Annotated in this window: 24 protein-coding genes, 1 pseudogene and 1 riboswitch; of the genes and pseudogenes, 11 read left to right on the forward strand and 14 right to left on the reverse strand. The window is 67.1% G+C overall.

The features are described from left to right. Window positions 1–27: 27 nt before the first annotated feature. Complete coding sequence (locus C998_RS0111455) at window positions 28–1467, reverse strand: FimV/HubP family polar landmark protein (RefSeq protein ID WP_018871007.1); 1440 nt, start codon at window positions 1465–1467, stop codon at window positions 28–30. 171 nt (window positions 1468–1638) lie between these two features. Here C998_RS0111455 and C998_RS0111460 point away from each other — a divergent pair, with 171 nt between their 5' ends. Both C998_RS0111460 and C998_RS14120 read left to right on the forward strand, forming a co-directional pair. Continuing rightward, a complete protein-coding gene (locus C998_RS0111460) occupies window positions 1639–2292 on the forward strand; it encodes a rhodanese-like domain-containing protein (RefSeq protein ID WP_196799389.1) in 654 nt (217 codons plus the stop codon). A gap of 24 nt (window positions 2293–2316) precedes the next feature. After that, window positions 2317–3345: pseudogene (locus C998_RS14120) on the forward strand (esterase/lipase family protein); the annotation flags it as partial. A 433-nt stretch (window positions 3346–3778) separates the two neighbouring features. On the opposite strand, the gene C998_RS0111470 reads toward C998_RS14120, so the two are convergent. Then, the gene (locus C998_RS0111470) at window positions 3779–5944 is read right to left on the reverse strand and encodes a hypothetical protein (protein ID WP_018871010.1); all 2166 of its coding nucleotides are present in this window, start codon (window positions 5942–5944) and stop codon (window positions 3779–3781) included. 129 nt (window positions 5945–6073) lie between these two features. On the opposite strand from C998_RS0111470, the gene C998_RS0111475 reads away from it, so the two are divergent. After that, entirely contained in the window at window positions 6074–6493 is a 420-nt protein-coding gene (locus C998_RS0111475) for a universal stress protein (RefSeq protein WP_018871011.1), read from the forward strand. After that, entirely contained in the window at window positions 6493–6831 is a 339-nt protein-coding gene (locus C998_RS0111480) for a DUF3634 family protein (protein ID WP_018871012.1), read from the forward strand. The genes C998_RS0111475 and C998_RS0111480 overlap by 1 nt, the downstream gene beginning before the upstream one ends. Window positions 6832–6873: 42 nt before the next feature. Here the strand turns inward: C998_RS0111480 and C998_RS0111485 are convergent, their stop codons facing one another. Together C998_RS0111485 and C998_RS0111490 are read right to left on the reverse strand one after the other, a co-directional pair. Further along, window positions 6874–7377, reverse strand: a complete 504-nt coding sequence (locus C998_RS0111485) for a heme-binding protein (protein WP_026279593.1) — start codon at window positions 7375–7377, stop codon at window positions 6874–6876. A 135-nt stretch (window positions 7378–7512) separates the two neighbouring features. Continuing rightward, window positions 7513–8004, reverse strand: a complete 492-nt coding sequence (locus C998_RS0111490; protein ID WP_018871014.1) for a hypothetical protein — start codon at window positions 8002–8004, stop codon at window positions 7513–7515. Between the two features lie 499 nt (window positions 8005–8503). After that, a riboswitch (cobalamin riboswitch) is annotated at window positions 8504–8758 on the forward strand. Between the two features lie 137 nt (window positions 8759–8895). Between C998_RS0111490 and C998_RS0111495 the strand changes: the two genes are divergently transcribed. Beyond that, window positions 8896–11034, forward strand: coding sequence for a TonB-dependent siderophore receptor (locus C998_RS0111495; RefSeq protein ID WP_018871015.1), 2139 nt, complete (start codon window positions 8896–8898; stop codon window positions 11032–11034). 107 nt (window positions 11035–11141) lie between these two features. On the opposite strand, the gene C998_RS0111500 is transcribed toward C998_RS0111495, so the two are convergent. Together C998_RS0111500 and C998_RS0111505 are read right to left on the reverse strand one after the other, a co-directional pair. Continuing rightward, window positions 11142–11579, reverse strand: coding sequence for a hypothetical protein (locus C998_RS0111500; RefSeq protein WP_018871016.1), 438 nt, complete (start codon window positions 11577–11579; stop codon window positions 11142–11144). A gap of 47 nt (window positions 11580–11626) precedes the next feature. After that, window positions 11627–11998 (reverse strand): rhodanese-like domain-containing protein, encoded by a 372-nt coding sequence (locus tag C998_RS0111505; protein ID WP_018871017.1) that lies wholly within the window; start codon window positions 11996–11998, stop codon window positions 11627–11629. A gap of 105 nt (window positions 11999–12103) precedes the next feature. Here C998_RS0111505 and C998_RS0111510 point away from each other — a divergent pair, with 105 nt between their 5' ends. Together C998_RS0111510 and C998_RS0111515 are read left to right on the forward strand one after the other, a co-directional pair. After that, on the forward strand, window positions 12104–13342 hold the full coding sequence (locus C998_RS0111510; protein ID WP_026279595.1) for an MFS transporter: 1239 nt from the start codon (window positions 12104–12106) through the stop codon (window positions 13340–13342). Window positions 13343–13442: 100 nt separating this feature from the next. After that, window positions 13443–13676 carry a hypothetical protein gene (locus tag C998_RS0111515; protein ID WP_018871019.1) on the forward strand — a complete coding sequence of 78 codons (234 nt, stop codon included), beginning with the start codon at window positions 13443–13445 and terminating at the stop codon, window positions 13674–13676. A 30-nt stretch (window positions 13677–13706) separates the two neighbouring features. On the opposite strand, the gene C998_RS0111520 is transcribed toward C998_RS0111515, so the two are convergent. Next, a complete protein-coding gene (locus C998_RS0111520) occupies window positions 13707–14273 on the reverse strand; it encodes a DUF99 family protein (protein WP_018871020.1) in 567 nt (188 codons plus the stop codon). A gap of 77 nt (window positions 14274–14350) precedes the next feature. Here C998_RS0111520 and C998_RS0111525 point away from each other — a divergent pair, with 77 nt between their 5' ends. Next, window positions 14351–15262, forward strand: coding sequence for a complex I NDUFA9 subunit family protein (locus C998_RS0111525; RefSeq protein ID WP_018871021.1), 912 nt, complete (start codon window positions 14351–14353; stop codon window positions 15260–15262). 6 nt (window positions 15263–15268) lie between these two features. Here C998_RS0111525 and C998_RS0111530 read toward each other — a convergent pair whose 3' ends face one another. Next, window positions 15269–16468: a methionine adenosyltransferase gene (locus C998_RS0111530; protein WP_018871022.1), complete on the reverse strand. Its 1200-nt coding sequence runs from the start codon at window positions 16466–16468 to the stop codon at window positions 15269–15271. Between the two features lie 104 nt (window positions 16469–16572). Next, window positions 16573–17526, reverse strand: coding sequence for a DMT family transporter (locus C998_RS0111535; protein ID WP_018871023.1), 954 nt, complete (start codon window positions 17524–17526; stop codon window positions 16573–16575). A 485-nt stretch (window positions 17527–18011) separates the two neighbouring features. On the opposite strand from C998_RS0111535, the gene C998_RS0111545 reads away from it, so the two are divergent. From C998_RS0111545 to C998_RS0111555, 3 genes are all read left to right on the forward strand, one after another. Next, window positions 18012–18368 carry a hypothetical protein gene (locus C998_RS0111545; protein ID WP_018871025.1) on the forward strand — a complete coding sequence of 119 codons (357 nt, stop codon included), beginning with the start codon at window positions 18012–18014 and terminating at the stop codon, window positions 18366–18368. A 120-nt stretch (window positions 18369–18488) separates the two neighbouring features. Next, window positions 18489–18887: a globin gene (locus C998_RS0111550; RefSeq protein WP_026279596.1), complete on the forward strand. Its 399-nt coding sequence runs from the start codon at window positions 18489–18491 to the stop codon at window positions 18885–18887. Between the two features lie 30 nt (window positions 18888–18917). Continuing rightward, window positions 18918–19847: a patatin-like phospholipase family protein gene (locus tag C998_RS0111555; RefSeq protein ID WP_018871027.1), complete on the forward strand. Its 930-nt coding sequence runs from the start codon at window positions 18918–18920 to the stop codon at window positions 19845–19847. A 27-nt stretch (window positions 19848–19874) separates the two neighbouring features. On the opposite strand, the gene C998_RS0111560 is transcribed toward C998_RS0111555, so the two are convergent. From C998_RS0111560 to cobN, 5 genes are all read right to left on the reverse strand, one after another. After that, a complete protein-coding gene (locus C998_RS0111560) occupies window positions 19875–20345 on the reverse strand; it encodes an aminoacyl-tRNA deacylase (protein WP_026279597.1) in 471 nt (156 codons plus the stop codon). 149 nt (window positions 20346–20494) lie between these two features. Next, entirely contained in the window at window positions 20495–20881 is a 387-nt protein-coding gene (locus C998_RS0111565; RefSeq protein WP_018871029.1) for a hypothetical protein, read from the reverse strand. 222 nt (window positions 20882–21103) lie between these two features. Next, a complete protein-coding gene (locus C998_RS0111570; RefSeq protein WP_018871030.1) occupies window positions 21104–21400 on the reverse strand; it encodes a DUF2149 domain-containing protein in 297 nt (98 codons plus the stop codon). Next, on the reverse strand, window positions 21397–21876 hold the full coding sequence (locus C998_RS0111575; RefSeq protein ID WP_018871031.1) for a MotA/TolQ/ExbB proton channel family protein: 480 nt from the start codon (window positions 21874–21876) through the stop codon (window positions 21397–21399). The genes C998_RS0111570 and C998_RS0111575 overlap by 4 nt, the downstream gene beginning before the upstream one ends. After that, window positions 21873–25844 carry a cobaltochelatase subunit CobN gene (gene cobN, locus C998_RS0111580; RefSeq protein ID WP_255349473.1) on the reverse strand — a complete coding sequence of 1324 codons (3972 nt, stop codon included), beginning with the start codon at window positions 25842–25844 and terminating at the stop codon, window positions 21873–21875. The genes C998_RS0111575 and cobN overlap by 4 nt, the downstream gene beginning before the upstream one ends. Between the last annotated feature and the right edge of the window lies 1 nt (window position 25845).

The following is a 25845-nucleotide window of genomic DNA, read 5'->3' on the forward strand; positions in this document are numbered from 1 at the left end:
CCGGAGGGCCGGCCTCCTACGGGCGGGTTACCGGGATTCGTCGTCGGGATCGGGGAAATCGAATTCCCAGTCATCCTCGTCCTTTTCCGAGGCCTGCGGGATTTCCGCCTCGTCGGAGGAATCGTCGAACGCCGGTTCTTCGTCCGAGCCGGGTTCCGGCTCGGGTTCCGGCTCGGGTTCCGGCTCGGGTTCCGGCTCGGGTTCCGGCTCGGGTTCCGGCTCGGGTTCCGGCTCGGGCTCCGGCTCGGGCTCGGGCTCGGGCTCAGGCTCAGGCTCAGGCTCAGGCTCAGGCTCGGGCTCAGGCTCGGGCTCGGGCTCGGGCTCGGGCTCGGGCTCGGGTTCGGGTTCGGGTTCGGGTTCGGGTTCGGGTTCGGGCTCGGGTTCGGGCTCGGGTTCGGGCTCGGGTTCGGGCTCGGGCTCGGGCTCGGGCTCGGGCTCGGGTTCGGGCTCGGGCTCGGGCTCGGGTTCGGGCTCGGGCTCGGGTTCGGGTTCCGGCTCGGCGCCCGCCGACGAGCCCGCTGCAGCTGCGGCGGCTCCGGCGGCCGCGGCGCTGGCACCTTCTTCAGCCGGGGTTTGCGGTTCGGCGTCGTCCCCGCGGGCCGAACGGCCCTTGCCGGACTTCGCCTGCGCGCTTCCCTTTTTGCCGCCGGAAGCGGACTTGCCCCCGCCCCCGGTCTGACGGCGCCCCAGCATGATGCCGGCCACCAGGAACAGACCCAGACCCAGCGCCATGGACCCCAGTGCAACCAGCACCGGCGGTCGGGTCAGCTGTTCGCTCAGCGGCACCTCGTCGGGGCCCGGCCGGCTTTCCACCTCGACCAGCCGTTCCTCGACTTCGACCAGGCGGTCGCGCAGCTGATCACGCTCGGTGCGCAGGGTGTCCAGGTCCTGTTCCATCTGCTGGCGCAGTTCTTCGGCCGCGGCGTCGGTCCCCGCATCCAGACGCTCCGACTCCAGCAGGAACCGCAGCTCTTCCACGGCCTCGCGCAATTCGTCGATCTCGGCATCGCGCGAGGCCAGACGTTCTTCGATCGCGGCACGCGACATGCCTTCGCGGCCCTCGTCCACCGCTTCGAAGCGGTCCTCCACACGCACGGCGCCCGGGTCCCAGTTCTCAATGTGACGCAGGACCTCGGCGCGGGCACTGTCCCGGTCACGCCGGGCGAACGCCGACTCCGGCGGCCGCTCCAGTACCGTCCCGGCCCGGAGCGTATTCACGTTCTGTTCGGCGAAGGCCTCGGGATTGGCCTCGAGGAAGGCGAGCATGGCTTCGTTGACCGACACGCCCGGGGGCAGATCAAAGGTCTGCACGATGCTGTACAGGGTGTCGCCGCGCTGCACCTCGTGGGTCGGTCGGTCGGGCGATTCGGCCAGCACGGGCGTCACGCCTGCGGCGACCAGACCGAGCGCCAGGGTCAGGCCGCGCACGGTGCCCGCCAGTCCGGAGCCATTGCGGCTGTGTTCCACCCGTCGATCCAAACCTGAACCCTCTGTTGAAATCCGCTGGCCACGAAGCGTGGCCTCGAGGAGGGTAACGGCCCGTGCAAGCCGTGCTGAAGCCCCCGGCCGGCAGGGTGCAAGCCGACACCGTTTGACTCACAATCCCGGCTTGCGAACAAAAACATGCTGGAGGAGAAGATGCAGAAACGTTTTGCCCCCGGACTGGCCCTGGCCGGCCTGTTCACCCTGGGCCTTGCCGGGCCTGCTTCGGCGCTGGAAGTCGGCATCACCCCGGACCTGCAGTCGCTGGAGGTCCCGCACGGTGACGAGACCGTCACCATCCAGCGCATCCAGGACACCGAGAACCGGCTGGACAACGAATTCGCGAAGACCTCGCGCCCCTGCCCGCCGTTCTGCGTCCAGCCCATGGACCTGGGCCGTGGCGTGGAAACCCTCGGCGAGGCGGAGTTCCTCGAGTATCTCGGCCAGCTCGGCGAGCGCGACGACCTGCTGATCATCGATTCGCGCGGCCCCGACTCCTACGCCCGCGGCACCATCCCCGGGGCCATCAACATCCCGTGGCAGGAGCTGAACATCGACGGCGACGCCGAGCCCGCGGACGTACGCGACATCATGCTCGACAAGTTCAGCGTGATGGATCACTGGGATCTGCTGGACTTCTCCAACGCGAAGACCCTGGTGCTGTTCTGCAACGGCCCGTGGTGCGGCCAGTCGCCCACCAACATCCGCACGCTGACCAACCTCGGGTACCCGGGCCACAAGATCAAGTGGTACCGCGGCGGCATGCAGATGTGGCACACCCTGGGCCTGACCACCGTCGAAGGGCAGTAAGCGTCCCGTCCGGAGGAGGCACCCATGCAACGCCGTCTCCGGCGAACCCTTCTGATCCTCATCGCCCTGCCCCTGTTCGCTCTGGGGGTCTGGGCGCTCTGGGGCGAATTTCAGCCCGAGCAGGAGCGGGAACTGCGCGTGGAGGTCCACGACCGCCTGGAGCAGTGGTTCCCCGAGGCCATGGAACTGCCCGACGAACTGCTCGGCTTCATCCCGCGCTCGGAGCGCTATCCGGACTCCGCGGCTCCGGATGCCATCCTGCTGCACGGACTGGACGAGCCCGGCAACATCTGGGACGAGCTGGCCACCGCCATGGACACCGCCGGTTTCAATCCCGTCGAATTCCGCTATCCCAACGACCAGGCCATTGACCGCAGCACCGACCTGCTGGCCGAACACTGGGAAGACCTGGACGCCGATCATCCGGTCATCCTGATCGGCCATTCCATGGGCGGCCTGGTGATCCGCGATTTCATTACGCGCTGGCGGCACCCGGCCGAAGGCGAGCCGCGCATCGGGGGCCCGCCGGTGGACGGCGTGATCCTGATCGCCACGCCCAACCACGGCTCGGAATGGGCGCGGCTGCGCATGTGGCTGGAGCTGCGTGAATGGTTCGCCGATATCCGCGAGGAGCGGTTCTCGCTGTTCGCCGGGCTGCGCGACGGCACCGGCGCGGCCAAGATCGACCTGCGCCCGGACAGCCGGTTCCTGACCGAGCTCAACGCCCGTCCGTGGCCCGACGACATTCCGGTACGCATCATCGGCGGCGTGCTGGCCGAACCCACGCCCGAAATGGAACGCGGCCTGCAGCAGATGGGGGAACAGCTGGACGCCCCCGAGCTGCCCCGGCGCATCGCCGACTGGCTGGACCAGACCGGCGAAGGCCTGGGCGACGGCGTGGTCCCGGTCGACTCCCTGGCCCTGGAGGGGCACCCCGAACCGCTGGTCGTGGAAGGCTCGCACCGCGGCCTGCTGGTACCCACGCCGCTGACGGACACCCCGCCGGCGATCGAGCCCGTGCTGGAGATCCTGGAGCAGTGGCGCGGAGAACCGGATGATGCCCGCGCGCTGGCGGGCCTGGACGAGGCCCGTATGGTCTGGGACATCACCAACGAGCGCCCGGAGCACCTGATCGCGCGCATCAGCATTATCGAGAAGACCCTGGAGTCCGTGCGTGCGCAGGACGTGCGCGCGGACATGATCCTGAGCTTTCGCGATGCGGCCACCGCCCTGCTGGTCACGCGCGACGACCACCTCCCGCTGGAAGACGCCACCGCGGCCGGCCACGTGCGCGACCGCCTGGCGCGGCTGGCCGCGCAGGACGGCGTACGGCTGAAGGCCGATGCCGCGAGCCTGCGCCGCCTGGACCTGGCCCCGGAGGACCTGCCGGACTTCATACGGCCGGTGGAACAGGCCCCGATCGCCATGCTGCGCTGGCGCGCTGAGGGCTACACCATCCTCGACGCCACCTATTGATAGAACGAACCTAGCCCGGCAGGTCCGCCTGGTTGTGGCGCAGGAGGGAACGCCAGTAGCGGTTGGCGTCGGACAGGATGTGCGTCGCCGCGCCCACCAGCTCGCGCAGTTCCTCGGTGCGCATCCAGCGGGTCTGCTCCACGGCGTAGTCCGCCTGCACCTGCTTGTGCAGGGCGAAGGCCTCCTCGAGGGTACGAAGCTGGCGCCACACCTGGCCGGACATCGCCGACATGCGCACGACCTCGTTCTGCGCGAGGATGCCGTGGATGGCCGCGCCCCAGGCGGGGAAGAACGCGGTAAAGAACAGGCTCCACGGAAAGTGGAAAAAGAAGTGCAGCGTGACCACCAGGAAGGTCGCGAAGAACAGCGTGAACGCAAGCCGGTGCAGGTACTTGTGGTTCATCTCCAGGTTGTGGGCCGAGCGCCGGTAATACTCGCGGTGCTCGTCCAGCACGTCGTGGATGTAATCCAGGGCCGCCTCGTTGTGCTCGCTCATCCGGTAGGGCACACGGCCACGGCGGTCCTGCGGCATGCCCTCGGCCACCAGCAGGCGCTGCAGCACCCACAGTTCGGCGCTCTCCAGCTCCGAATGCCGTTCCATGGGGCGGCCTTCCGGACGGCGGTTCTCCGGCCGCCAGTACGGTGCGGAAAACGTCTTCGGGAGCACCAGTAACGGATACCCCAGACGCAGATAACGCAGCTGCTCGGCGAGGAAACGAAAGCGGATCCAGTGTCCGTGGTGATCGCGGTAGCGGGCCTTCAGCACGCGCCGCACGATGAAATGCAGCAGCACGAACTCCACCGCGATCCAGAAATAAGGCACCTCGCCGGGCGCCGCCGGCCACACCTGCAGAGCCCCGGCCACCGCGGCGAACACCGCCATCGCCGCCGCGTAGTAGATCATCCAGGTGTCGTCCTGGTGGCGCGTGGCAAAGATACCCGCCTGCTCGTCGGACCAGTTGAAGAAGTGCTCGAACGCCGGTTCGCGGATCGGGTGCTCGGCCTCGCGCTCGGGACTCGGACGCACCGCGTTGTAGCGGTTGCCGCGGGACGGCGCCGGGCGCAGGGCGCGCAGTGCCCCGCGCAGGTCGAGCATGGCCAGCGCGGAGGATGCCGCATGCAGACGGTTCACCACCCAGTGGCGGCGCACTTCGTCGCGGGCATCGGTCTGCAGCAGTTCCACCACACGCGAGGGCTGGCTGCGCGCCGGGGGCTCCAGCATCGCGTGCAGCCACATCCAGCTGCCGGTCACCCAGTTCCATAACCCCGGCGGGCGTCGGCGACGTCGGGTCAGACCCGCCAGGCCCAGCAGCCACAGCCCCCACCAGACCACGTAGTGCCCCACCCCCACCTGGTCATCGATCCGCCGGATCAGGCGATTCTCGGTGGTGGTCTCGTCGAGGGCCGGGGTGAACGGACACAGGATGCGTTCCAGCCACTCGTCGATCCGGCGGGAGTCGAGCTCCACCGGGTCGAACAGCGACAGCAGCGCCGCCGGGGTCACTTCCATCACGTCCAGGCGGGTCAGCGCCGCGTCGGTCACCCGCGCCGCCGTCAGCATCATCAGCTGCGGGGTGTCCTGCTCCGGGTCCAGATACAGCAGCAGGACGCCCTGTCGGCGCATCACCGCGTCACGGATCATCTGCCCCGCGCCGCTGGTGACCTCGTGGGGTTCCTGCCCGTCCCATACGGCCACCAGCATGTCCGAAAACGTCAGCGCCAGGTCATCCCGCAGGCGGTGCACCGACTCGGGCGGGTCCTCCGCACCATGAACGGGCTCGGCCCCCAGCACCACGCCACGGCGGGCATGCGCTCCCGGCTCGCCGGCCGTCTCGGGGCTGGTGGACATCAGATGCAGGTCCACATCCAGGCGCGCGGCCGCGGACCGCGCCAGCTCGTTGGTCCCGGTGGCACGCCCGGTGATCAGCCGCATCACCGGCGATACGTCCGCGTACACCGCATCGGTACTGGCGAAACGTTCCGCGGCCGCGCCGTACAGCCGCCGCAGCACCCGCTCCAGGGTGGCCTGCAGACTGGCCCGGCGGGCTTCGGTATCTCCGTGCGACAGCCAGTTGCGCTCCAGCCGCTGCCCGCGGTGCCCCCCCACCAGTACGGAGAACGCCGGGGTCAGCCGGACCTTGTACGGGTCTTCCCCGCCCCCTGTTTCCGCTGCCAACGCATATCCTCCGGGACGAAAACTGTGAAACCATATCACCGTGGCCGTCAGCCGACTGCCCCGCCCCGCCGGAATCTGCTATACGGCTGGAAGGTCGGGCGGGCCGACCGAACCGTTAAGGAAACAACCATGTTTGAACGAATCATGATCCCGGTGGATCTCGAACACACCGACAAGCTGCAGAACAGCCTCGAAATCGCGGCCAGGATGGCACGGGAGTACGACGCCACGGTGTACTACGTGACGGTTTCGGGGAGCCTGGCCAACCGTGCCGCCCGGACCCCGGAGGAAATGGAAAGGCATCTGGCGGACTTCGCCCGCGAACAGGGCGAGAAATACGGCATTCGCACCGATTCGAAGCTGATGCACAGCAACGACGTGGCGGTGGAGCTGGATGACAAGCTGGCTCAGGCGCAGAAGGAACTGGATGCCAACCTGGTGGTGATGGCCTCGCACATCCCGGGCGTGGCCGACCGATTGCATCTGATCAGTTCGAATGCGGGTGAGCTCGCCCGGCGCCTCCCGGTTTCGGTCTTCGTGCTGCGCTGATGATGTTTATCGCCTTTGTGCTGATGATCGGCTTTCTGATCATCGCCGCCGTTCTGCTGGTATGGCAGGTGAGCATCCTCTTCAGCGTGGTGATCGAAGAAGACGGCAGCGTGCACACCACCCGCGGGGATCCGCCGCGCAATTTCCTGCACGCGGTGCGCGAGGTGGTCAGCCGCCACGGGCTGCAGGGCGGCAGGATCACCGCGGTGCGTGGCCGCGACGGCGTTCGCGTGCGCTGTTCGCACCGGGTGCCGGAAGAGGCCCGTGCGCATCTGCAGGCGGCGGCGGAGCGGGTCAAGGTCGGCCGCCGCCGGCGCGGGCGCAAGAAGCGCCGCTGAAACCGGCCCTCCCCGGTACGGGCAGGGCCGGATAATGCACCGTCAGAGCAGATCGTCCTGGATGGCGTCGATCGCATCCATGGCGCACTGGTGGTCGACCTCGCCGCTGGGACTGCCCGACACCCCGATGCCCGCGACGATGCGCCCGTCGGAGGTGACCTGAGCGCCGCCGCCGAGGATGGTGACGTTGGGCAGGTGCTGGATGCCGTAGCTGACCTCGCCCGGGAAGGCATCATCGCGCAGCTCCAGCGTATCGGTACGGAAGCTGACCGCCGTCCAGGCCTTGCTCTGTGCAGTGCCGACGGTGTGCGGACCGGCGAACCGATCCCGCTTGAGAGCCTGAGTGGTCCCGAAGCGGTCGACCACCGCTGCGGTTACCTGTGCGTTGCGATCACGACAGGCATCCACCGCGGCCTCGACGGCCTTGGTCGCGATTTCGGGTGTCAGGCTGGGGGTGTTGAACGTGGCCGAATCGGCATGAACGGGCGCGGCGGCCAGAGTCATCAGGCCGCCGGCCAACAGTGCTGAACGCATGGATGGGGACATATCAACCTCCAGGGTTGTGTGGACTCCACCCATTCTTGTAGGCCCCGTACGGGGATTTGGCAAGCTCCGTTTCGGGACGCCCGCCACGTTCCGGTCCGGCTCAACGGTTTCCGCAACCGGCGCGGCCGACCGCCATCAGGCCACCCGGCCGACCCGCTCGGACACCGCATCATCGGCCATCACCGGCGGGTACTGGCGAGCGAGCTCGCGCGCCGCCAGCACGAAGGTGTTCACCTGCGTGGCGTGCTCGCGCAGCTTGTGCGCCAGACCCGGGTCCTCGCTGACCTCGTCCACCACCACGCCGTCCGGGCGCTCTTCCACGTGCACTTCGATGCGCCCGCGCTGCTCGAAAAGGGTGCGATACAGCGGATCACGGTCACGCAAGTGTGCGCTCTCGCGCAGCCGCCGATGCAGTTCCGGCACGTGCACCCGCAGCAGCGCGGCGAGTTCCGGATCCGTTGCCGTCGTCACCGTCCGGGTACCACCCTCGATGAACTCCAGCTCCCTCCGGATTGCGTCGTGGGACTCCAGCAGGCGCTGAAAGACCACCTGCTCACGCTCGTGCTGCTTGCGGGCTTCGGCGTCCAGGTGACCGCCGCAATCGATCATTCTCAGGTGCATCGTCATGGTCTGTCGGCCTCTTGCTGATGATCCTGCCCGGAAGAAGCAATCTCCCTGCCAACTCGTATTTCCCGCCATGACGCGGCCACATGCCGATGCCGCCGATCAGCTGACCACTCAAACTGCGAATATTGGCAGTCACTAATAAATGAAAATGCCACCTGTGACACCCGAACGCTCGCAAGTCACTGTCAAAAGGGGAAAATTATCTCCAAAAAATTTTCGAATATGGATTGATTCCAATTTGCGGCCGTGTATAATTCCCATTGTCGAGTCGACGGCAGCTCAGCGTCGGTTCGCCATGCAGGGGCCCCCTGGCCCCTTCTCTCCTCCATCTCTTCTGGATTTTGCCGTCGGCTCTCGGTGCCCCCCGCACCGACCCGGCGGCCCTTTTTTAATCCACCCGAATGGATCCCTTTGCAAACCACATGCCAGGCACTGACCGCGGCCACGACCGTGGGTCACCCGGACACTGTTGGTTTGACACCACACATTAGCCATCACTAATATTCCGTCTCCCCCGGGTGCTTCGTCGCCATCCCGACGACGAGTGAAACGGGAAGTCCGGTGCGTGCCCGGCCTCGACCTGCGCACAAGTCCGGCGCTGCCCCCGCAACGGTAGGCGGGTCACGGCAGACCCTCGCGAACCACTGCGAAGAACGCGTCCGTTCAGGGCGTACTTCGCGGGAAGGTGGTCTGCCCCGGAGCCAACGGCTCCAGCCCGCAAGCCCGGAGACCGGCCCGGAGGACAACGGAGAACCGCGGGGAGCGGTATCACCGGGCGAATCGGCATCGCTGCGCATCGGTTCACGACGCGCCGACGATGGCGCACGCCCGCACCCCCGCGGTCGACACCCACGACCACGGCGCACGGGCGGTGCGCAAAGAGAGTTCGCAATGTTCCCGAAGAAGATGTTTCCCGCGGCCCTGCTGGGCGGTGCCGCGGCCGTGCCCTTGTTGCTGGCGGCACCGCCGGCCACCGGCGAAGAAGACCCCGACGATTCCGCACGGGTACTGCCACAGGTCACCGTAACGGCGGCGACCCGCACCGAGCGTCTGGTGGAGAACACGCCCGCCTCCACCGAAGTGATCACCGGCGAGGACATCCGTCGCAGCGGGGCGACCATGCTGGACGAGGCCCTGCAGGCCGGATCCAGCCTGTTTACCGGTGCCGACGGCAACCGCTTCTCGATCCGCGGCGGCGGCCGCGCCGACATCGTCTACATGCTGGATGGCCGCCGGATCAGCGGTACCTCCGGCCGGGGGTTCGAGCTCAACCGCATCCCGGTCAGCCACGTGGAGCGCATCGAGATCGTGAAGGGCCCCGGCAGCGTGGTGTACGGCTCGGATGCGGTGGCCGGCGTGATCAACGTGATCACCCGCCAGCCGGATGCGGGCTTCGAAGGCAGCGTGGAGCTGCAGGGCGGCATGCCCGCCAGCGCCGATGGCGGGGAGCGCATCAACGGTTCGCTGTTTCTGGGCGGCGGCACCCGCGACACCCGGTTCCGGCTGCTGGCGGATGTGCTGGACCGCGAGGCCTATTCCGAAGACGCCACGGCCGACGTGCGCATCCCCGAGCAGGGCGACCGGGTCCGGCCGTCGGAGTCCGGCGCGCTGGAGGATGACCACGCGATCCAGGACCGCTATGCCTTCGACGAGGACCGCCGCGAGAGCGCGCGGGTCTACAACCTGCGCGCCGACGTCAGCCACTGGTTCACCGACGACTTCAACGTGGAGCTGGAGGCCGGCCTGCTGCGCGAAGAGCGCGAGCGGCGCTTCCTGCACGAGCGCCCGCCGGTGGCCACCGGCTACACGAACAACAATGGCGATCCGGTGCGCGCCCTGCAGTTCCCAGCACAGCGCAGCGAGGACAGCGACCGGCGCGATCTGGCCGTGGCCGCCGAATGGTTCGTGACCGACACCCTGGAGCTGAATTACCAGGTCTACGAAAGCAAGTTCGAGATGGACCGCTCCAACACCTTCCTCGAGGCCGCGGACTTCGGCTTTGATGCCACCGGGGACAGCGAATTCGGCCCGCGCGAGGTCACCTTCACCGACCGCGTCCACGACTTCGCCGCCACCTGGCGGCCCGACGCCCGCCACACGGTACTGACCGGCTTCGAACACAAGCATCAGACCTACCGCGACCGCGAACCGGCGCACGAGCCGGAAGACGACCAGTGGGTCGGCGGGGTGTTCCTGCAGCACGAATGGGCGATCAGCGAGCGCCTGGATCTGGTCTACGGCGCCCGCCACGACGAGACCTCCACCGAGGTCGACAACACCTCGCTGCAGGCCGGCGCGGTCTATCGCCTGGCCCCCGAGGCCCGGCTGCGCGTGCAGTATGCCGAGGGGTTCAAGCTGCCGGAATTGCGTTCGTTCCACGTGGACACCCTGAACCCGCGCGGACAGCGGGTGCTGGGCGCCCATGTCGTCGATCCGGCTGTCGGCAAGACGCGCCATGAACTCGACCCCGAGACCAGCCGCAATGCCGAGCTCGGCATCGCCGGCGACCTGCGCCTGAGCGACACCACCACGGGGCATTACGACGTGGGCCTGTTCTATACCGAGTTCGATGACCGGATCGCGCAGACCCGGGGCGATGGCTACTACCGCACGTTCCGCAACGTGAGCAACGCCCGCGCCCGCGGCGTGGAGACCCGCCTGGGCGCGGACTTCAACTCGCAGGTGGAGCTGCGCCTGGGGGGCACCTGGATGGATGCGATCGATCGGGACAGCGGCGAGACCCTGAGCGACACGCCGGAACTCACCATGGTGGCGAGCGCACTGTGGACGCCCACGGAAGAATTGCGCCTGCAGCTGCGCAGCCGCTACGTGGATGAGGTACGCGTGGCCGGGGACGAATGGGATCGCTCGTTCACCCTGACCAGTCTGAACGTGGAGTACGCGCCGGCGGCCTGGGAGGACGTCACCCTGCGCGGCGGGATCGACAACCTGTTCGATGCCGACAATGAAAGTTCGCTGGCAGCGGATCCCGGCCGCTTCCTCCACGCCGGGGTCCGGTACGACTTCTAGAACATCTGGTCCGGGGACCGGGAGGGCTGCCTTGATGGGCAGTTCTTCCCCCGGTTTTCATGTCGTTTCTGTCACCACCCCGCAAGAACCGGGATTGCCCGCCAGGCTCAGGAGGAGATCTCGGTCGCCTCTCCCGGCATCGGGGAGGGCCGTACCGCGGCGGCCTGCCCCCTGGCCACGAAGCCGTCCACCGCCCGGCCGTGCGCCCGGATCAGCTCGACCACCTCGGCGTCGTCACTGGTCTCCTCGACCACCACTCCATCGGCACGCAGCTCGATGTCCATGGACACCCGATGCCGCTGATCGAAGATCGCGACATACAGCGGGTCCCAGCGGCGCAACCGAAAACCTTCCTGCAGCCGACGGTGCATCGCCGGCACGTGATCATGCAGCAGCCGGACCACTTCGGGATCGCGCGAGGTCGTGACGCTGCGCAGCCCTCCGTCAATGTGGGTCACCGTACGCTGGATCGCATCGTGACGTTCCAGCAGCCGGTGAAACACGCTCTGGTCGTGCTGGTGACGGCGCTGGAGTTCCGGATTCATGCCCCGGCCACAACCGGCCGAAGAAGCGTTATTGCTCATACGAAGGACTACCCCGGGTTCGGATTGGAACCCGACTCGCTGCAATATTCCTGCCAGGCTGCCGATCCGCCGCGCAGCACGCGGGCGTCAATGTCCATCGCGCGCAGGCTCTCGGCCACCAGATGGGAGCGCCCGCGCCCGCCACAGAACACCACGACGGGCTGCGCCGGATCCTCCAGATGGGACTCGATGCTGGCCTCCAGCCTGGGCCGGGGGATGTTCACGGCCCCCTCGATGGACCCGGCCTCCACCTCCTCCGGCTGGCGCACGTCCACCAGCAGCAGCGGTTCACCGGACTCCCGCCAGCGCGCCAGCTCCGCCGGCTCCACGTGCGGCAGGGTCTGTTCCAGACGGGTGATGCGTTCTTCGAAACGGCTCATGACGATTCCTCGGGTATGGTGGAGAGGTAATTCGAGCTTGCCGGCAGGCCGCCGGAGACCGCAACCTGAGCGGTACTCGTGCGCGATACCTCCGGTGGTGCCAACATGACCGACACTTCCGACGTCCGCCGGCCGGGCTTCGTCGCCCACATGGCGACGGTCTTCATCAACGCCCTCAACGACAACTTCTTCCGCCTGGCCGTCATCTTCATCGCCCTGCGCGAGTTCGTTGCCGAGGGCGAAGGCACGTTCTATTACAGCCTGGTCGGGTTCGTGTTCCTGCTGCCGTTCGTGCTGTTCTCGCCGTGGGCCGGCTACATCGCCGACCGCTACAGCAAGAAGGCGGTGATCGTCGCCACCCGCTCGGCCGAGGCCGTGGTGCTGCTGACCGCCGCGCTCATGCTGATCATCGACTACTTCCCCGGACTGCTGGTGACCGTGTTCCTGATGGGTCTGCAGAGCACCTTCTTCAGCCCGGTGAAGTTCGGCATCCTCCCGGAGATCGTGCGCTACGCGCAGCTGTCGCGCGCGAACGGGTATATCCAGCTGTGGACCTTCCTGGCGATCATCCTCGGCACCGCGCTGGCCGGCTTCGTGATGGAGTTCGCCGGCGAGGCGCTGTGGATCCCGGCGGCGGTGATCGTGGCGCTGTCGCTCACCGGCCTGGTCACCAGCTTCTTCGTCACCCCCACCCGCGCGATCAACAATCCGGCGCCCTTCCGGCTGAACCCGTTCGCCACCGTGGTGCAGTCGATCGCCGAGATCCGGCCGCAGCGGGTGCTGTTCCTGGTGGTCCTCGGCATCGCGTGGTTCTGGGCCCTGGGCACGTTGTACCAGCTCAACGTCCCGCTGTTCGCCGAGATGCACCTGGGCCTGGGCGAGCTGGCCACCGGCATCATCCTGACGACCCTGGCCCTGGGCATCGGCACCGGCAGCATCCTCGCCGGCTATCTGTCGCGCGGCGGCATCGCCATGCACCACGCCCCGGCCGGCATGATCGCGGCCGCCCTGATCAGCGCGTTGCTGTTTTTCACGACCGACAGTTACCCGGCCACCCTGGTGCTGATGGCCCTGCTCGGCGTTGCCTCCGGTTTCTTCATCGTGCCGATCACTGCCTACCTGCAGGGCCACAGCCCGGAGGAACGGCGCGGGCGTTTCATCGCCGCGAGCAACTTCCTGTCGTTCGGGGCGATGCTGCTGGCACCGGTGCTGTTCTGGGGGCTCACCGGCCCGGCCGGGGCCAGTCCCGGCCAGGTGTTCATCATCGGCGGAGCCGCCTCGCTGCTGGTCGGGCTCGCGGCCCTGCGCCTGTACCGCCGCCACCGCGCGGAGGCGGATGCCTGACCCCCGAAGGCCCCGGCCGCGCGACCGAACCCCAGCATCCGGTGCGAACGTCTATCTTCGAAGGAAGAACTTGCCAGAGGGGCGAACCCGGGAGGCCATCATGAGCAACAACATGGCCGATGTAACCATTCACATCGACGAGACCATCGACGCCGAGGCCCGCGAACGCATCCAGGACGAGCTGCGCGGGATGAGCGGCGTGATGGCGGCATCCAGCCACGAGGAGAAGCCGCACCTGGTCGTGGTCGAATACGACCCGGAGCGGATCAACAGCCATCGCCTGCTCGACACGGTCACCGCCAGCGGCGTGCACGCCCAGCTGATCGGCCTGTAGTCGGCGGCAAGCCTTTCAGGCTCACGAGGCTCACGGACGGTGGCGGCTCGCCCCGTCGGTCACCCCGCCGGCGATCATGTGCGCGACGCGCAGCGCCTCCGGCAGGTGGCTGTGGACGCGCTGGTCCTCCAGCAGCTGCCGCGCCGCTTCGGGTTCGATCCCGCAGCGCTGGACATGGACCCCCGCCAGCGGTTCCATCGCGCCGGCGGCCTCGATCAGCCGCCACTTGCGGGCCCCTCCGGGAACATGGTCGAGCAACGCCCGTCGAACGGCCTCCATGTCGGGTTGCCGGCGTGCCACGACCATCACGGGCAAGCCGGTCCGTTCATGCAGGGCCCGCAGGTCCACCACGTTGAAGCCGGCAAAGGCGATCCCCTGCAGCAGGATCGCGTGCAGCTGCGGGGCGAACGGGCTGTCCAGCACGCATGCGGCCAGACGTTTGGTTGCATTGGCGCCGTCGCGCCGCACCCGGGTCGACACTACGCCGTCCAGCCGCGTGCCGGCGAACACCGCGCCCACCACCAGCACGTCGCCACGATACGTCCGCGCGAACGGCGCATCATCAAAACCCGCCACGTGCGATAGATGTCCCGGCATGCGTATCCCCGTTTGCCCGCGCCGTCGTACAGCTCCACGTTCTCACACAGACGAAGCCCAGCAGAAGGAGGCTCCCCATGGACCCGGATCAGGTCACGGTATTTGGCGGCACCGGCTTTCTCGGCCACATGATCGTGTACCAGCTGCTCGATGCCGGACACGCCGTGCGCGTTGCCTCCCGCCGCCCGGCGTTACCGGCCGACCTGCAACGGCACGAGCGGGTGGAACACTGCAGCGCCGACATCCGCAACGATGACGACGTGGCCAAAGCCGTGGCGGGTTCGCGTGGTGCGGTGAATGCCGTCAGCCTGTACGTGGAGCAGCGCGACCTGCGCTTCACCACCATCCACGTGGAGGGGGCCGCCCGGCTCGCCCGGGCGGCGAGCGAGGCCGGCCTGGAACACCTGGTGCACATCTCCGGCATCGGCGCCGATCCCGCCTCGCGTTCGGCATACATCCGAGCGCGGGGCGAAGGCGAGGCCGCGGTGACCACCGAGTTCCGCGACGCCCTGATGGTGCGGCCCAGCGTGCTGTTCGGCCCGGGCGATGCGTTCCTGCGCAACCTCGCGACCCTCGCGCGGCTGCCGATGGTGCCGCTGTTCGGCCGCGGCGACACCCGCCTGCAACCGGTACACGTGGCGGATGTCGCGCAGGCCGTGGCCACCCTGTTCAACGAACCGCCGGCCGGACACCGGGTGTTCGAGCTCGGCGGTCCGGACATCCTGACTTACCGCCAGATCGTGAACCAGGTGCTGGAGCACCTGGGACAGCCGCGGGTGTTCGTGCCGGTACCGTTTTTCCTCTGGCACCTCGCCGCCGGGCTGACCTCATGGCTGCCCCGCGCACCCCTGACCCGGGACCAGATCTACCTCATGCAGCAGGACACGGTTACCGACAGCACCTGCGCGACCTTCGCCGACCTCGGCATCACGCCGCGTTCACTGGAGGCCTCCCTGCCCGAGTGCCTGCCGACGAATCAGACGAACTAGTCGCAGCTACAGGCTGTGGGTGGCGAGGTTCTGCGAGAGCAGGCCTTCCCACAGGGAACCGACCCGTGCGAGATGGTGGCGCGCGATGGCCTCGGCGCGGGGCGCCAGGGCCGCGGCCTGTTCCGCGGATTCGGCGCACAGGCGGATATCGGCGATCTGCGGCTGGTCCACCGGCATGCCGATCTGGCTGACCAGCACCACCTGCGCATCCGACACTTCGTCGATCTCCGCCACGATCGCCTCGGCGATATGGGTGGCCGTCACGTTGTACAGCTTGCCGACGTGGGTAATCGGGTTCTTGCCGGCGAAGGATTCGATGGTCATCGGACGCGACGGGGTGATCAGCCCGTTGGCCCGATTGCCGCGCCCGGTCTGGCCGTCGTCACCGGCCTCGGCCGAGGTGCCGGTCACCGTCAGGTACACGCTGTCCGCGTCGGGATCGTCGGCGGTGTTAACCGACACGTCCGGCTCGCGGCCCAGGGCCTCGGTGGCCACGCGCCGCACCTGCCGGGTCGCATCGGAACGCGCGGCCAGATAGGCGTCCGCGTCCTCCAGCGGCGCCCCGATGAAGGCGCAGGCGACCGTCAGGGAGACGTCCTCGCCGCTGCGCACCCCCATCACCTTGACGTCCTGACCACGCGCCGGCGGCGCCTCCGACCACAGGCTCATGTCCGCCGCGAACACCGCCCGCTCCAGCGGGCTCAGGGGCGCATAACCCACCCCCAGCGAGGTATCGTTCGCCAGCTGCGGCACGCCATCCCGACGCTGGCGCTCGAACAGCTCCACCAGATCCTGCGATCCGGGACGGATCAGCGAGTGCACCCGCACGTGGCGCTCGACATCCAGAGCCGGCATGTGGGCGGCCAGCCATGCACGGCAGGCCTCCACCGCCAGCTCGTCCACCGCCACGGTCACGCCGCGATACTCGCGCGTGGCCCGCCCGGCGATGTACAGCTCGATCGGCTCGTCCACCTCGCCCCCGCCGAAGGCCGGGCGGGCGGCGCCGCCGCGCAGCAGGACCTTGTCCACGTTGTGGTGCAGCACGAAGTCGAAGCGCTCGCGGTATTCGCGCGACAGCGCCAGACTCACCTCCTCCGCCAGCGCATCACACAGCGTGTCCGGATGCCCCAGTCCCTTGCGTTCCACCACCTCGACAGGCTGCAGGCCCGCGGGCCGCCCCTCGAGTTCACTGACCATGATCTTCACGCTTGCCCCCCTCCGGCGACGGTCGTGACGGCGATCTTCTCACTGGTGGCCGGCCGTCGCCACATGCAGGCCGCAGCCAAGCTGCCCCGCGGTCCTGCGCGGTTTCAGTCGCTGCGCGGCTGCGGCGGAACGGCTTTCGCCTGCAGACTCGAATGGAGGCTCAGCCCCGTCACGGTCAGCAGGATCAGCGCCATGCCGAAGAGCTGGACCGCCGCCAGGGATTCATCCAGGAACACCACACCGAACAGCGACGCGGTCACCGGCTCGACCATGGCCACGATGGAGGCCACCGCCGGCGCCGTGTAGTTCAGACCGACGATGTAGAAGATGAACGACAGGCCGGCGCCCAGCACGCCGAGGATCAGGAACAACGGCCAGCTCGAGGTGCTCAGCACGTCCACCATCTGCCCCGGATCACCCAGCGAGAAAAGGATGAGGACCAGCACCGCGAACGCGATCACCAGGATCGCCTGCGGGCTGCCATGGGGCGCGGCAAACTTGAAACCGAAGATGAACACTGCGTACGAAAGGCCGGAGGCCAGACCGGCACCCGCGGCGATCAGGGTCACGTCCCCGGCGCCGATGTCGTAGATCCCGGTCAGCAGCACCACGCCCAGCAGGACCATGACGATCGCCACCCACTTGAACAGCGTGGGCCGCTCAAGCCCCAGCGCAAACGAAACCAGGTACACGAACACCGGCGCGCAGTACATCAGCGTCGCGGCCACGGCCACGCTGCCTTCCGCGATACTCAGGAAGTAGAAGGTGAAGTTGCCGGCCACGCCCAGGCCGGCCACCGCCGACCAGAGCCACATGCGACCGCTCGCCAGTCCGCTGCCCTGCGGACGCAACGCCAGCCAGGCGAGCACGAACAGCAACCCGATCGCACCGCGATAGAACGACACCACCACGGGATCCCAGCCCTGCCCCGTAAGAATGCCGCCGATCCCGCCGGATAACCCCCATGAAAACGCCGCCAGCACAACGAGCAGGGTGCTCAGCCCGGCCAGTTTTTCGTTCGTAAGGGATTTCAGCGGGTTCGGTGAGGCATTGGGCATTCACTTTCCTTTCATCGGTCGATGATGCGAGAAAACAAGGGACGTAAGTGTAACAGCCCCTCGCAAACTGCCCCGGCGCATCCACTCGATGTGGGAGAACACCCGGGCGCTGCCCCTGCCCTTGCTCGCCACGGACGACCTCGATCAGCGTGTTGAGGGCATCGCTGGCGGTGACGGGATCGGAGTTCTCCGTGCCCCCCTCACATTCCTTGCCGCCGACCGCGCAGGACGCACGGGTGTGTGACCTGCGTCGATTGCCGCACCCGAGGGGAAGGCCTAACGTCACAGGTGAGCACCCATCCCCCTGTGTGCTCGGCGCCCCGTCCTCTCCCGGAGGTCGGGGCGTTTTCGGTTGCGAGCGTCCGGACCGTGAAGAGGCCGCACTTCCGGGCGGCACACGGCGAACTCAGACATTCGGCTGATGGAAAGGCCCCACCGCTTCGCTATCTTCCGAAGTACACGCATGCACATTCGGGAGATCCGCCATGAACACCACCACCGAACAGAAGATCATCGCCGCAACCTCGGCGGTGGCCCGGCTCACCGCCCTGCACCACTGGCTGGGCGATCCCGCCGATGCACCCGGGCATATTTTGCCGGCGCCGGTGGTCCATGCCTGGGCCAAACGCGGCGAGCCGGGGAGCCAGCACGAAGCCCTGGCCGGGGCGATCGGACGCGGCTGGATCCGGGTCACCCCCGATGGCTATTGCCTCACGAGGGACGGTCTCGCCGCGCTGCAGACCTTCGTGCCGCATTTTCGCCGCCTGGCCCGCCAGGACGCCGAAGACCGCCGCCCCGGGCACCGCACCCACCCGCTTCTGAGCGGCGACGCAACGGCGTGAGCGCAACCTTGAACATGAAGGAATGCGAATCGCGTCAAACTTTCCTCCGCAGACGGTTTTTCGAAGACGCGCCTTACCGTAGGTTACTGCGCTTTTTCCAACACGGAGGCAGTGAACACGGTGAGCTATTCGGACGTTCAACAGAGTTACGGGCGTTGTCGCCGCGAAGGGGATTTCGCCGAGCGTTTCTACGAACGGTTCCTTCAGGCCGACCCCCGGGTGGCCGAAGTCTTTGCCAACACGGACTGGACCCGGCAGAAGCGGGCGCTGGGGCAAGCCATCTCCGCTGCTCTGAGTTATGCTGAGGGGGAGACATTCATGCGCTCGACCCTCGAGCGCATGGCCCAGGTGCACAGTCGCCGCGGGTCCGTCCCGATCGAGCCGGCGCTGTACGGTCTGTGGCTGAACTGCATGGTCCGGACCGCCAGCGAGACCGATCCCAAATGGACGGATGAACTCGCCTCGCGCTGGCACGGGGCGGTGAGCCCCGCCATCGATCTGTTCATCGAGCACTACTGAGCGGAGCTGCCCGAACCACCGGAGCCGCCAATGACGAGCCGCCTGTTTATCGCCGCCCTGACGATTGCCACGCTGCTCGCCGCACCGGCCCTGCAGGGCGCGGAGAAGCAGTCCGAGCGGCCGAGCATCGGTCTCGCACTCGGCTCCGGTGGCGCCGGGGGGCTGGCCCATATCGCCATCCTGCAGGTCTTCGACGACCTGGGCATCGAACCCGACCACATCAGCGGTACCAGCATCGGTGCCGTGATCGGCGGGCTGTACGCGGCCGGCCTCAGCGCCGAGGAGATCCTGGACGTCTTCGACGACTTCGGTGGCTCGCGCATCGACGCCCTTTCCGGGCTGGTCGAGTCCGATGTGCAACTCACCGAGCTGATCCCGCTGCGCCTCGGGCGCAACGCCGTGCTCGACTCAAGCGAATTCCTTGAATTCCTCGCCAAACACACCGATGCCCGGACTTTTGACGATCTGCGCATCCCCCTGTCGGTGGTAGCTACCGACTACTGGAGCGGCGAACCGGTGGTCCTCCACGAGGGCGAACTGTTCACCGCGATCGAGGCGAGCATGGCCGTCCCCGGCCTGTTCGAACCGGTGCCGCAGGGCGACGACCGGCTGCTGATCGACGGCGGCACGTCCAACCCGCTCCCCTGGAATCTGCTGCAGGAAGAGCACGACTTCGTGATCGCCGTCGACGTCTCCGCCAGCCGCAAACAGACCCCCAACGATCCACCGGGCCTGACCGATCTGCTGTTCACCACCTTCAGCATCATGCAGCGCTCGCAGATCCGCCACATGCGCGAACACGACCCGCCCGATCTCTTCCTCGAGGCCGGCAGCGCGGGCATCCGCCTGCTCGACTTCAACCGGGTCGAGGAGATCGTGGAAAAGGCGCAGCCCAGTGCCGAAAGACTGCGCGAGGCACTCGAGACCCGGCTCGATCCACCCGCGCAGACCGACCCGTAGGCCTGCCCGAGTGCAGCGCGGCCGGGCTCAGATATGCCGTGAGAAATCCCCGTGGCGGCAATGACCGAGCAGGTTGCGAAACGCCGGGCCGTCCAGTCGAATCAGCGAGACGTGGTCGCCCCCCTCCACATAGACCCTGTCCTGCGCCGCGAGCGATTCATCCAGGAGAACCTCCAGACCCCATGCGGTACCCAGCGCCGGGACTGCCCCGTGTTCGCAGTCCGGGAACACCGACCGCACCTCCTCTTCGGTCGCCAGCCCCACATGCTCGCCGAGCATGTAGTGCAGCTTGCCGAACTGCAGCCGCCGCGTGGCCGGCAGGACCGCCAGCATGTAATGGCCGGCATCCTCCACCAGCACACCCTTGGTCAGTTCATCGCCGGGTACGTGGGCGGCTTCGGCCGTCCGGCTGGCGGAATCCGCACGCGGATGGCCCACAACGTCATAATTCACGTCCCGCTCGTCGAGAAATTCCTGCAATTTAGTGCTGATCGTCATCGTTCTGCCCCTCTCGCCGCGGCCGGGTCACGCAAACGCGGATCCATGCCTTCAACCCGAGGATAGACAGGCAGAAGGCCACGAGCTCGCCACTTTCCACCACCGGGGCCCGCCCGGGTCCTTCGACGGGCTGCCCCGGTGAGGGAAAGTCAGTTTTCCAGCTGCTGCTTCAGATGGTTCAGGGTCTCGCAGTGCTCGTGCTGCGGGCTGAAGAGGATGATCTCGGCGTCCTCTTCCACCCGGAGGGTGTGCCCGGGAGGCCAGTAGAAGAGATCCCCGGCGGCTGTGGCCTCCTCGCTACCATCCCGGTAGGTCATGATCAGGCGGCCCTGAATCATGTAACCCCAGTGGGGTGACTGGCAGAGATCCTCCTTCAAACCGTGGAGCAGCGGGGTGATGTCGGTGCCCGCATCCAGCGAGAAATACTCCCCCGTCATCTCCGTGTAACCGGACGCGTCGCCGAACTCCAGGGCCTGACGCGCGACGGCCCCCGGGGCACTGAACACCTCGGGCACTTCGGACTTCGCGATGCGCATGATCTGCCTCCTTCCCGTCCAGCGGGGCTTGCTTCCAGACCACAAGGCCTTGCATGGAGTCTAGAAGGGTCCGCGGCCCTGTCCACGCGGGGCTGCCCCCGGAGTGACGGGAACAGGGCATGCTTCACATCGCAGCGGGGAGTTGCAGGGGGTTGCAGGGCCCTGCACGCCCGGGGCCGGAAGTCCGCCGGTGTGGCGGAGGTCACTGACCTGGCCCGCATGTCATTCGTTTTCGTCGGGCACGAAGACCATGGTGCCGTCTTCCAGCTGATACGTCGTACCGGCACGCACGCCCTGTCCTTCACCGATTTCGCCGCTGCTCTCGTAGCGGTCCAGTTCCTCCATGGTCTCCGGAACCACCTCACCCTGCTCCGCTGAGTCCACGTCCTGAATCTCACTGGCGGCACTCTGGGCGACCATGATCAGCAACACCACGATGATCACCAGGAACACGTCAACGATGTTGACGACGGAAAGGATGGGATCGGCCTCTTCCTCGGAATCCAGGAATCGGCTCATGTGACCGTCTCCTGCCGTTCGACCTGCTTGAGAGCGGTAAGCAGCCAGCGGCGCCGGACGGTCAGCACCCAGAAGGTGATCGAGGCGGTGATGAGTGCAAGGATCACCGCCGCGAAGGCCACCACGAGTTGTTCACCGACGGTGGCCAGATCCCCGTCACCCAGGGCCAGCAGTGCGGGCCCGAGCGGGATCATGGTGGCCACCAGTCCGAGCATGGGTGCCGTCCGCGAGACCACCCGCAAGGGCTCCAGTTGACGCAGGACCACCAGCTCCAGTTCCTCGCTGTCGGCACTCCCGAACCGGTTCCGATAATCCTGCAGGGGACAGGGTGCGACATCCCTGCGCCGCTGCCAGGCTTCGAACGCGAAGGCGCCCAGTGCATAAAAGGCGTACGCAAACAGCGCCATGATGATGAGCAGCACCGGGACGAGAAACAGGCGTCCCAGCTCGTACATGGCCATTTCCAGTGCAGTCATGATTCCGCTCCCGTTCGATGTTGGGATCCGGTGGATGATCGGCGCCCGCGCAGAGCCTGGTGGACCACACCCGCCAGGAAGAGCAAGACGAGCATTGCGATGTACACGAGGACCTGCCACGGAGGTGCGCCGAACTCTGCTTCCGGCTCCGGTTCCGCCACCGGCTCCATGACACTACCGCTGACGGTTACGGGGTCGCTCGCTCCGCTGGCATCGGCATCCGGAACCGCCACGGTATTCATGCCAAAGCCGGCCGCCGTTTCGGCCACATAGGCGTCGCGATCCTCGCTGGTCCCCGTTTCTCCATGCTCGCCAGTCCACTCCTGATGCTGCTCCACCAGGGTTTCCAGTACGGCCTCGTCCGGCGTCCAGTGGCCGGTCCGCGCCGCGTCCAGCATGCGTTCGGTGATACGGGTCAGCGCCTCCGGATTGTGCTGTTCGAACCACTCCTCGAGCCCCAGTTCGTAGGCGTCATTTACGTAGATGTCGAAAAAACGATCCCACTGGTCGTCACGCACCATCTCCGGCGCGGTCGCCTGCCAGCCCCACAGGTTCTCCACCGTGTCCTGGAGCGTGGTCGTGCCGGAGTAGCCTTCGTCCACCATGCTCTGCAACCAGCGCGGGTGGTGATAGCGCGTGCGGATCTCCCGCGAGAGGAACTGATCCGCCCGCTCCATCCTGGCGTCCACCGGGTCGCGCAGATTGCTGATATAGAGTTCCGGCCGCTCGCCACCGGCCGTCTGCACCCCCAGGGAAAGTCCGCCCAGATACTGGAACGGGTCGTCGGACGAGAGTAGCCCGAAGACGTTGGAACTGCGGGCGAAGACCGCTGCATCCACGCTCCCGAGCTGTCGCTCGAACAGGTTGATCCCCGGTACGGTCTCGCCCCAGTGGTCGGGGTCCGGTCCGTACGCGTGTTCCAGACGGTCCAGGAAAACCCGGCCCATGTAATCCTCATCCAGGGTCTCGCCCTCGGACCAGGCGTCCACATCGGCCACGGCGCCTTCCAGACCGGTACCGTACTGACCAATGTCCGCAGAGAAGGCACGGGTACGGCTCAGGCGTTGTACCGCGTCGGCGTCCAGATCGGTGCCTTCCAGTAGCTCCGCAAGCGTACGGGTCATCGCGTGGACGGGGTTATCCGGTTCTTCACGTCCGGCCACCTCGGCGGCGGCACGGGACAGCAGCTCGAGGGTACCGGCGAAGGCATCGCGGTAGAGCCCGCTGGCCTGCAGGACCACGTCGACCCGAGGACGATCGAGTTCATCCCGGGGAATGACCTCGTAGCCCTCCAGGCGACCACGGTCGTTCCAGACCGGCTCGACGCCCAGCGCTTTCATCACCTGACCCTCGACCACACCGTGGTGGCGCATCACCTCCATCGACCAGAGCGTAAACGCCAGACGTTCCGGCGGTTCCCCGTGCTCCTCCTTGTGATCGCGGATCAGCCCCTCCATGAGCTCGGCGCCGGTCTCGTACGCTGCACGGGTCGGCACCCGTGACGGATCAAAGCCATAGAGATTGCGCCCTGTGGGCAGCGAATCCGGGTTGCGCAGGGGGTCTCCACCCACCGATGGTTCGACGAAAACTCCGTTCAGGGCGTTAATCAGTCCCTCGGTCTCGCCGCCAGCCTCGCGCAGGGCATCGAGGTGGACCTGCCCCTGCTCCAGATATTCCGTCACATCGGAGTCCGCATCTTCGAGCGGGCTCCCGTCCAGCAGATGCTTCTTCAGCAGACGATACGGCTCGGACTCCACCACCGCGGTCTCGAAATCCCCCGCGAAAAGCTCCTCGGGATCCACCGTCGTGGCCTTGTGGTAGTCCTCCCCCAGCATCTGCATGACGGTCGACAGCAGATGCTCATCGTCCGCGGGACGCCCGAAGGTGTGCAGGCCAATGGGCTCGCTCTGTTGCGCCAGCTCGTGGATGTAATCGTGGGCGGCGTGCACGTAATCGTGGAAACGGCTGGCCAGCTCTTCGTCACCAAAGCCGAGATCCTTGTGCATGTCCAGCTCGCGACTGGCCTCGACGATCTGCTCTTCCACCCGCTCGCGGGTGCGCCCGTCGTCCAGTTCCTCCCAGTCGTGGATCAGATCATGGAGGTCGACCAGCTCGTGATACAGCGCCGCCGGGGCGAAGGGCGGTGTCTGATGCGACACCATGGTCGCCCGCGTCCGCCGTTTGGCGATCGTGGCCTCGGCCAGGTTGTCGACGATGTAGGGGTAGACATGAGGAAGTTCGCCAACCACCGCGTGAGGATCGTCCTCCAGGGCCAGACCGCGGCTCTTGCCCACCCCGTACTCCGCCGAGCCATGCGTGCCGAAGTGCACCAGGGCATCGGCCTCGTGGCCCTGGTGCAGCCAGGCGTAGCTGGCCAGGTAATCGTGGCTGAAGGGAAGGTCGGTATCGTGGTACTTCCCTTCTCGTTCCGGGTCACCCGGCATGGCCCGGGGCGGCTGCGGCAGCACCGCCATGTGGCCTATCTCCAGCCGCGGGACGACAAAGTGCGGCTCACCTTCGTGCTCGACGACGGTGGGCGCAGCTTCCGGCTCGCCCCACTCCTCATTTACCCGCGCACGCAACGCCTCGCCTCGCGTCGCCAGCCATTCGCGGTAGGCACTCACCGGGTACAACTCGGCCAGGTCATCGTCGACCAGCGCTTGCAGATCCGCATCCCGATAGTAGGCCCCCACCAGGCGTTTCCCGGCCTCACTGATTTGATCAGCGTCGACGGCATCCACGGTGTAACCGGCATCGGCCAAGTCCGCGAGAGTGGCTGCCAGACTCTCCGGGACGTTCATGTTGGAGGCGGAGAAATTGGTCTCGCCAGTCGGATAGTTGTAGATGTACACACCCAGGCGCTTGTCGGCGTTGGGCTTGCGCTGCAGATCCACCGCGTTGAAGGCCCGCTGCACAAGTGCATCCAGCTCCGGGCGGATCGCCACCACCTGCTGGTCGCCGGAGCGTTCCGCGGCGACCACGGTCGGATCGGTGGCCCCTGCCATTTCCGCCATGGAAAAGTAGAACGGCGTGCTGCCGCGGGGAAAGCCCACGTCATCGCCCCGCCAGTCGGCCTCGGAGCCATCCCGGTAAATCAGGCCCTGCAGTACTGGCACGCCCAGGGAAGCAAAGTCCTCGCGGCGGTCATCCGGGTTGAGCATGACCCGGTAGAACAGCAACGCGTCGATGGCCGGTTCGCCCTCCCGAGCCACCAACGGCTGCATGCCCTCGGCGTCATTCACCGGACTAAAAAACGGCAGGGCCACGCCTCCCTCGGCTTCGATCAGCTCGACGGTGGTGTCGATCCAGTCCGTGAGGGTATGGCGCACGTGGCTGTCGTGGATCGCGATACCAATCACGGGCCGCTCACCAAAATCCCCGCGCCAAGCCTCGTACTCGTCCAGATCCTCGAACACCAGACCCTCGTAGTCCGGGTGGTAAATCCCCCGGTCCGGGTATCGCACGGGATCGGGCACGGCTTCGGCGTGGCGACCGAATACCGCCGCGTCCAGGTAGGCAAAGGCGTGTTCGAAGTTGCGCGCACCGCCCTCGGTCAGGTACGCAGCGATGCGTCTGGCTGTATCGTCATCAAGGCCGTCGGCATCCGCCTGACCGCGATGGACGACAACCACTGGCGTACCGGCGTCCGCGAGGGCCTCCCGCAACGCGGCGACATGGTCCGGGTTGGCGATCGCGTGGCTCGGGGCAAAGACGATCGCCAAATCCCGGTCATGCACCCGACCGGGATCCGGCTCGGCCTCCAGGTCCTCAACCCGACCCGTATCCACATGGATGCCCTGCTCCTCGCCGATATGTTCGAACTCCTGAAGCACCCCGGGGCGCACGGTTTCATTGCCAAGGAGCAGCATGCGGGGTGTATCTGCGGCTGCCGCCGACGCGACACCCGCCAGGATGAGGAACGCAAGAGAGCGCGACCACCGGGCCAGGTCTCCTCGAAGGATCCTCATG

It is taken from the genome of Thioalkalivibrio sp. ALgr3 (assembly GCF_000377325.1).
GTDB lineage: Bacteria > Pseudomonadota > Gammaproteobacteria > Ectothiorhodospirales > Ectothiorhodospiraceae > Thioalkalivibrio.

What these genes read in the sequence shown, in the direction of transcription:
- C998_RS0111460 (WP_196799389.1), top strand. Translation starts at nt 1,639, where the DNA reads ATGCAGAAACGTTTTGCCCCCGGACTGGCCCTGGCCGGCCTGTTCACC.
- C998_RS0111475 (WP_018871011.1), top strand. Translation starts at nt 6,074, where the DNA reads ATGTTTGAACGAATCATGATCCCGGTGGATCTCGAACACACCGACAAG.
- C998_RS0111480 (WP_018871012.1), top strand. Translation starts at nt 6,493, where the DNA reads ATGATGTTTATCGCCTTTGTGCTGATGATCGGCTTTCTGATCATCGCC.
- C998_RS0111485 (WP_026279593.1), bottom strand. Translation starts at nt 7,377, where the DNA reads ATGTCCCCATCCATGCGTTCAGCACTGTTGGCCGGCGGCCTGATGACT.
- C998_RS0111490 (WP_018871014.1), bottom strand. Translation starts at nt 8,004, where the DNA reads ATGACGATGCACCTGAGAATGATCGATTGCGGCGGTCACCTGGACGCC.
- C998_RS0111495 (WP_018871015.1), top strand. Translation starts at nt 8,896, where the DNA reads ATGTTCCCGAAGAAGATGTTTCCCGCGGCCCTGCTGGGCGGTGCCGCG.
- C998_RS0111500 (WP_018871016.1), bottom strand. Translation starts at nt 11,579, where the DNA reads ATGAATCCGGAACTCCAGCGCCGTCACCAGCACGACCAGAGCGTGTTT.
- C998_RS0111505 (WP_018871017.1), bottom strand. Translation starts at nt 11,998, where the DNA reads ATGAGCCGTTTCGAAGAACGCATCACCCGTCTGGAACAGACCCTGCCG.
- C998_RS0111510 (WP_026279595.1), top strand. Translation starts at nt 12,104, where the DNA reads ATGACCGACACTTCCGACGTCCGCCGGCCGGGCTTCGTCGCCCACATG.
- C998_RS0111515 (WP_018871019.1), top strand. Translation starts at nt 13,443, where the DNA reads ATGAGCAACAACATGGCCGATGTAACCATTCACATCGACGAGACCATC.
- C998_RS0111520 (WP_018871020.1), bottom strand. Translation starts at nt 14,273, where the DNA reads ATGCCGGGACATCTATCGCACGTGGCGGGTTTTGATGATGCGCCGTTC.
- C998_RS0111525 (WP_018871021.1), top strand. Translation starts at nt 14,351, where the DNA reads ATGGACCCGGATCAGGTCACGGTATTTGGCGGCACCGGCTTTCTCGGC.
- C998_RS0111535 (WP_018871023.1), bottom strand. Translation starts at nt 17,526, where the DNA reads ATGCCCAATGCCTCACCGAACCCGCTGAAATCCCTTACGAACGAAAAA.
- C998_RS0111545 (WP_018871025.1), top strand. Translation starts at nt 18,012, where the DNA reads ATGAACACCACCACCGAACAGAAGATCATCGCCGCAACCTCGGCGGTG.
- C998_RS0111555 (WP_018871027.1), top strand. Translation starts at nt 18,918, where the DNA reads ATGACGAGCCGCCTGTTTATCGCCGCCCTGACGATTGCCACGCTGCTC.
- C998_RS0111560 (WP_026279597.1), bottom strand. Translation starts at nt 20,345, where the DNA reads ATGACGATCAGCACTAAATTGCAGGAATTTCTCGACGAGCGGGACGTG.
- C998_RS0111565 (WP_018871029.1), bottom strand. Translation starts at nt 20,881, where the DNA reads ATGCGCATCGCGAAGTCCGAAGTGCCCGAGGTGTTCAGTGCCCCGGGG.
- C998_RS0111570 (WP_018871030.1), bottom strand. Translation starts at nt 21,400, where the DNA reads ATGAGCCGATTCCTGGATTCCGAGGAAGAGGCCGATCCCATCCTTTCC.
- C998_RS0111575 (WP_018871031.1), bottom strand. Translation starts at nt 21,876, where the DNA reads ATGACTGCACTGGAAATGGCCATGTACGAGCTGGGACGCCTGTTTCTC.
- cobN (WP_255349473.1), bottom strand. Translation starts at nt 25,844, where the DNA reads ATGAGGATCCTTCGAGGAGACCTGGCCCGGTGGTCGCGCTCTCTTGCG.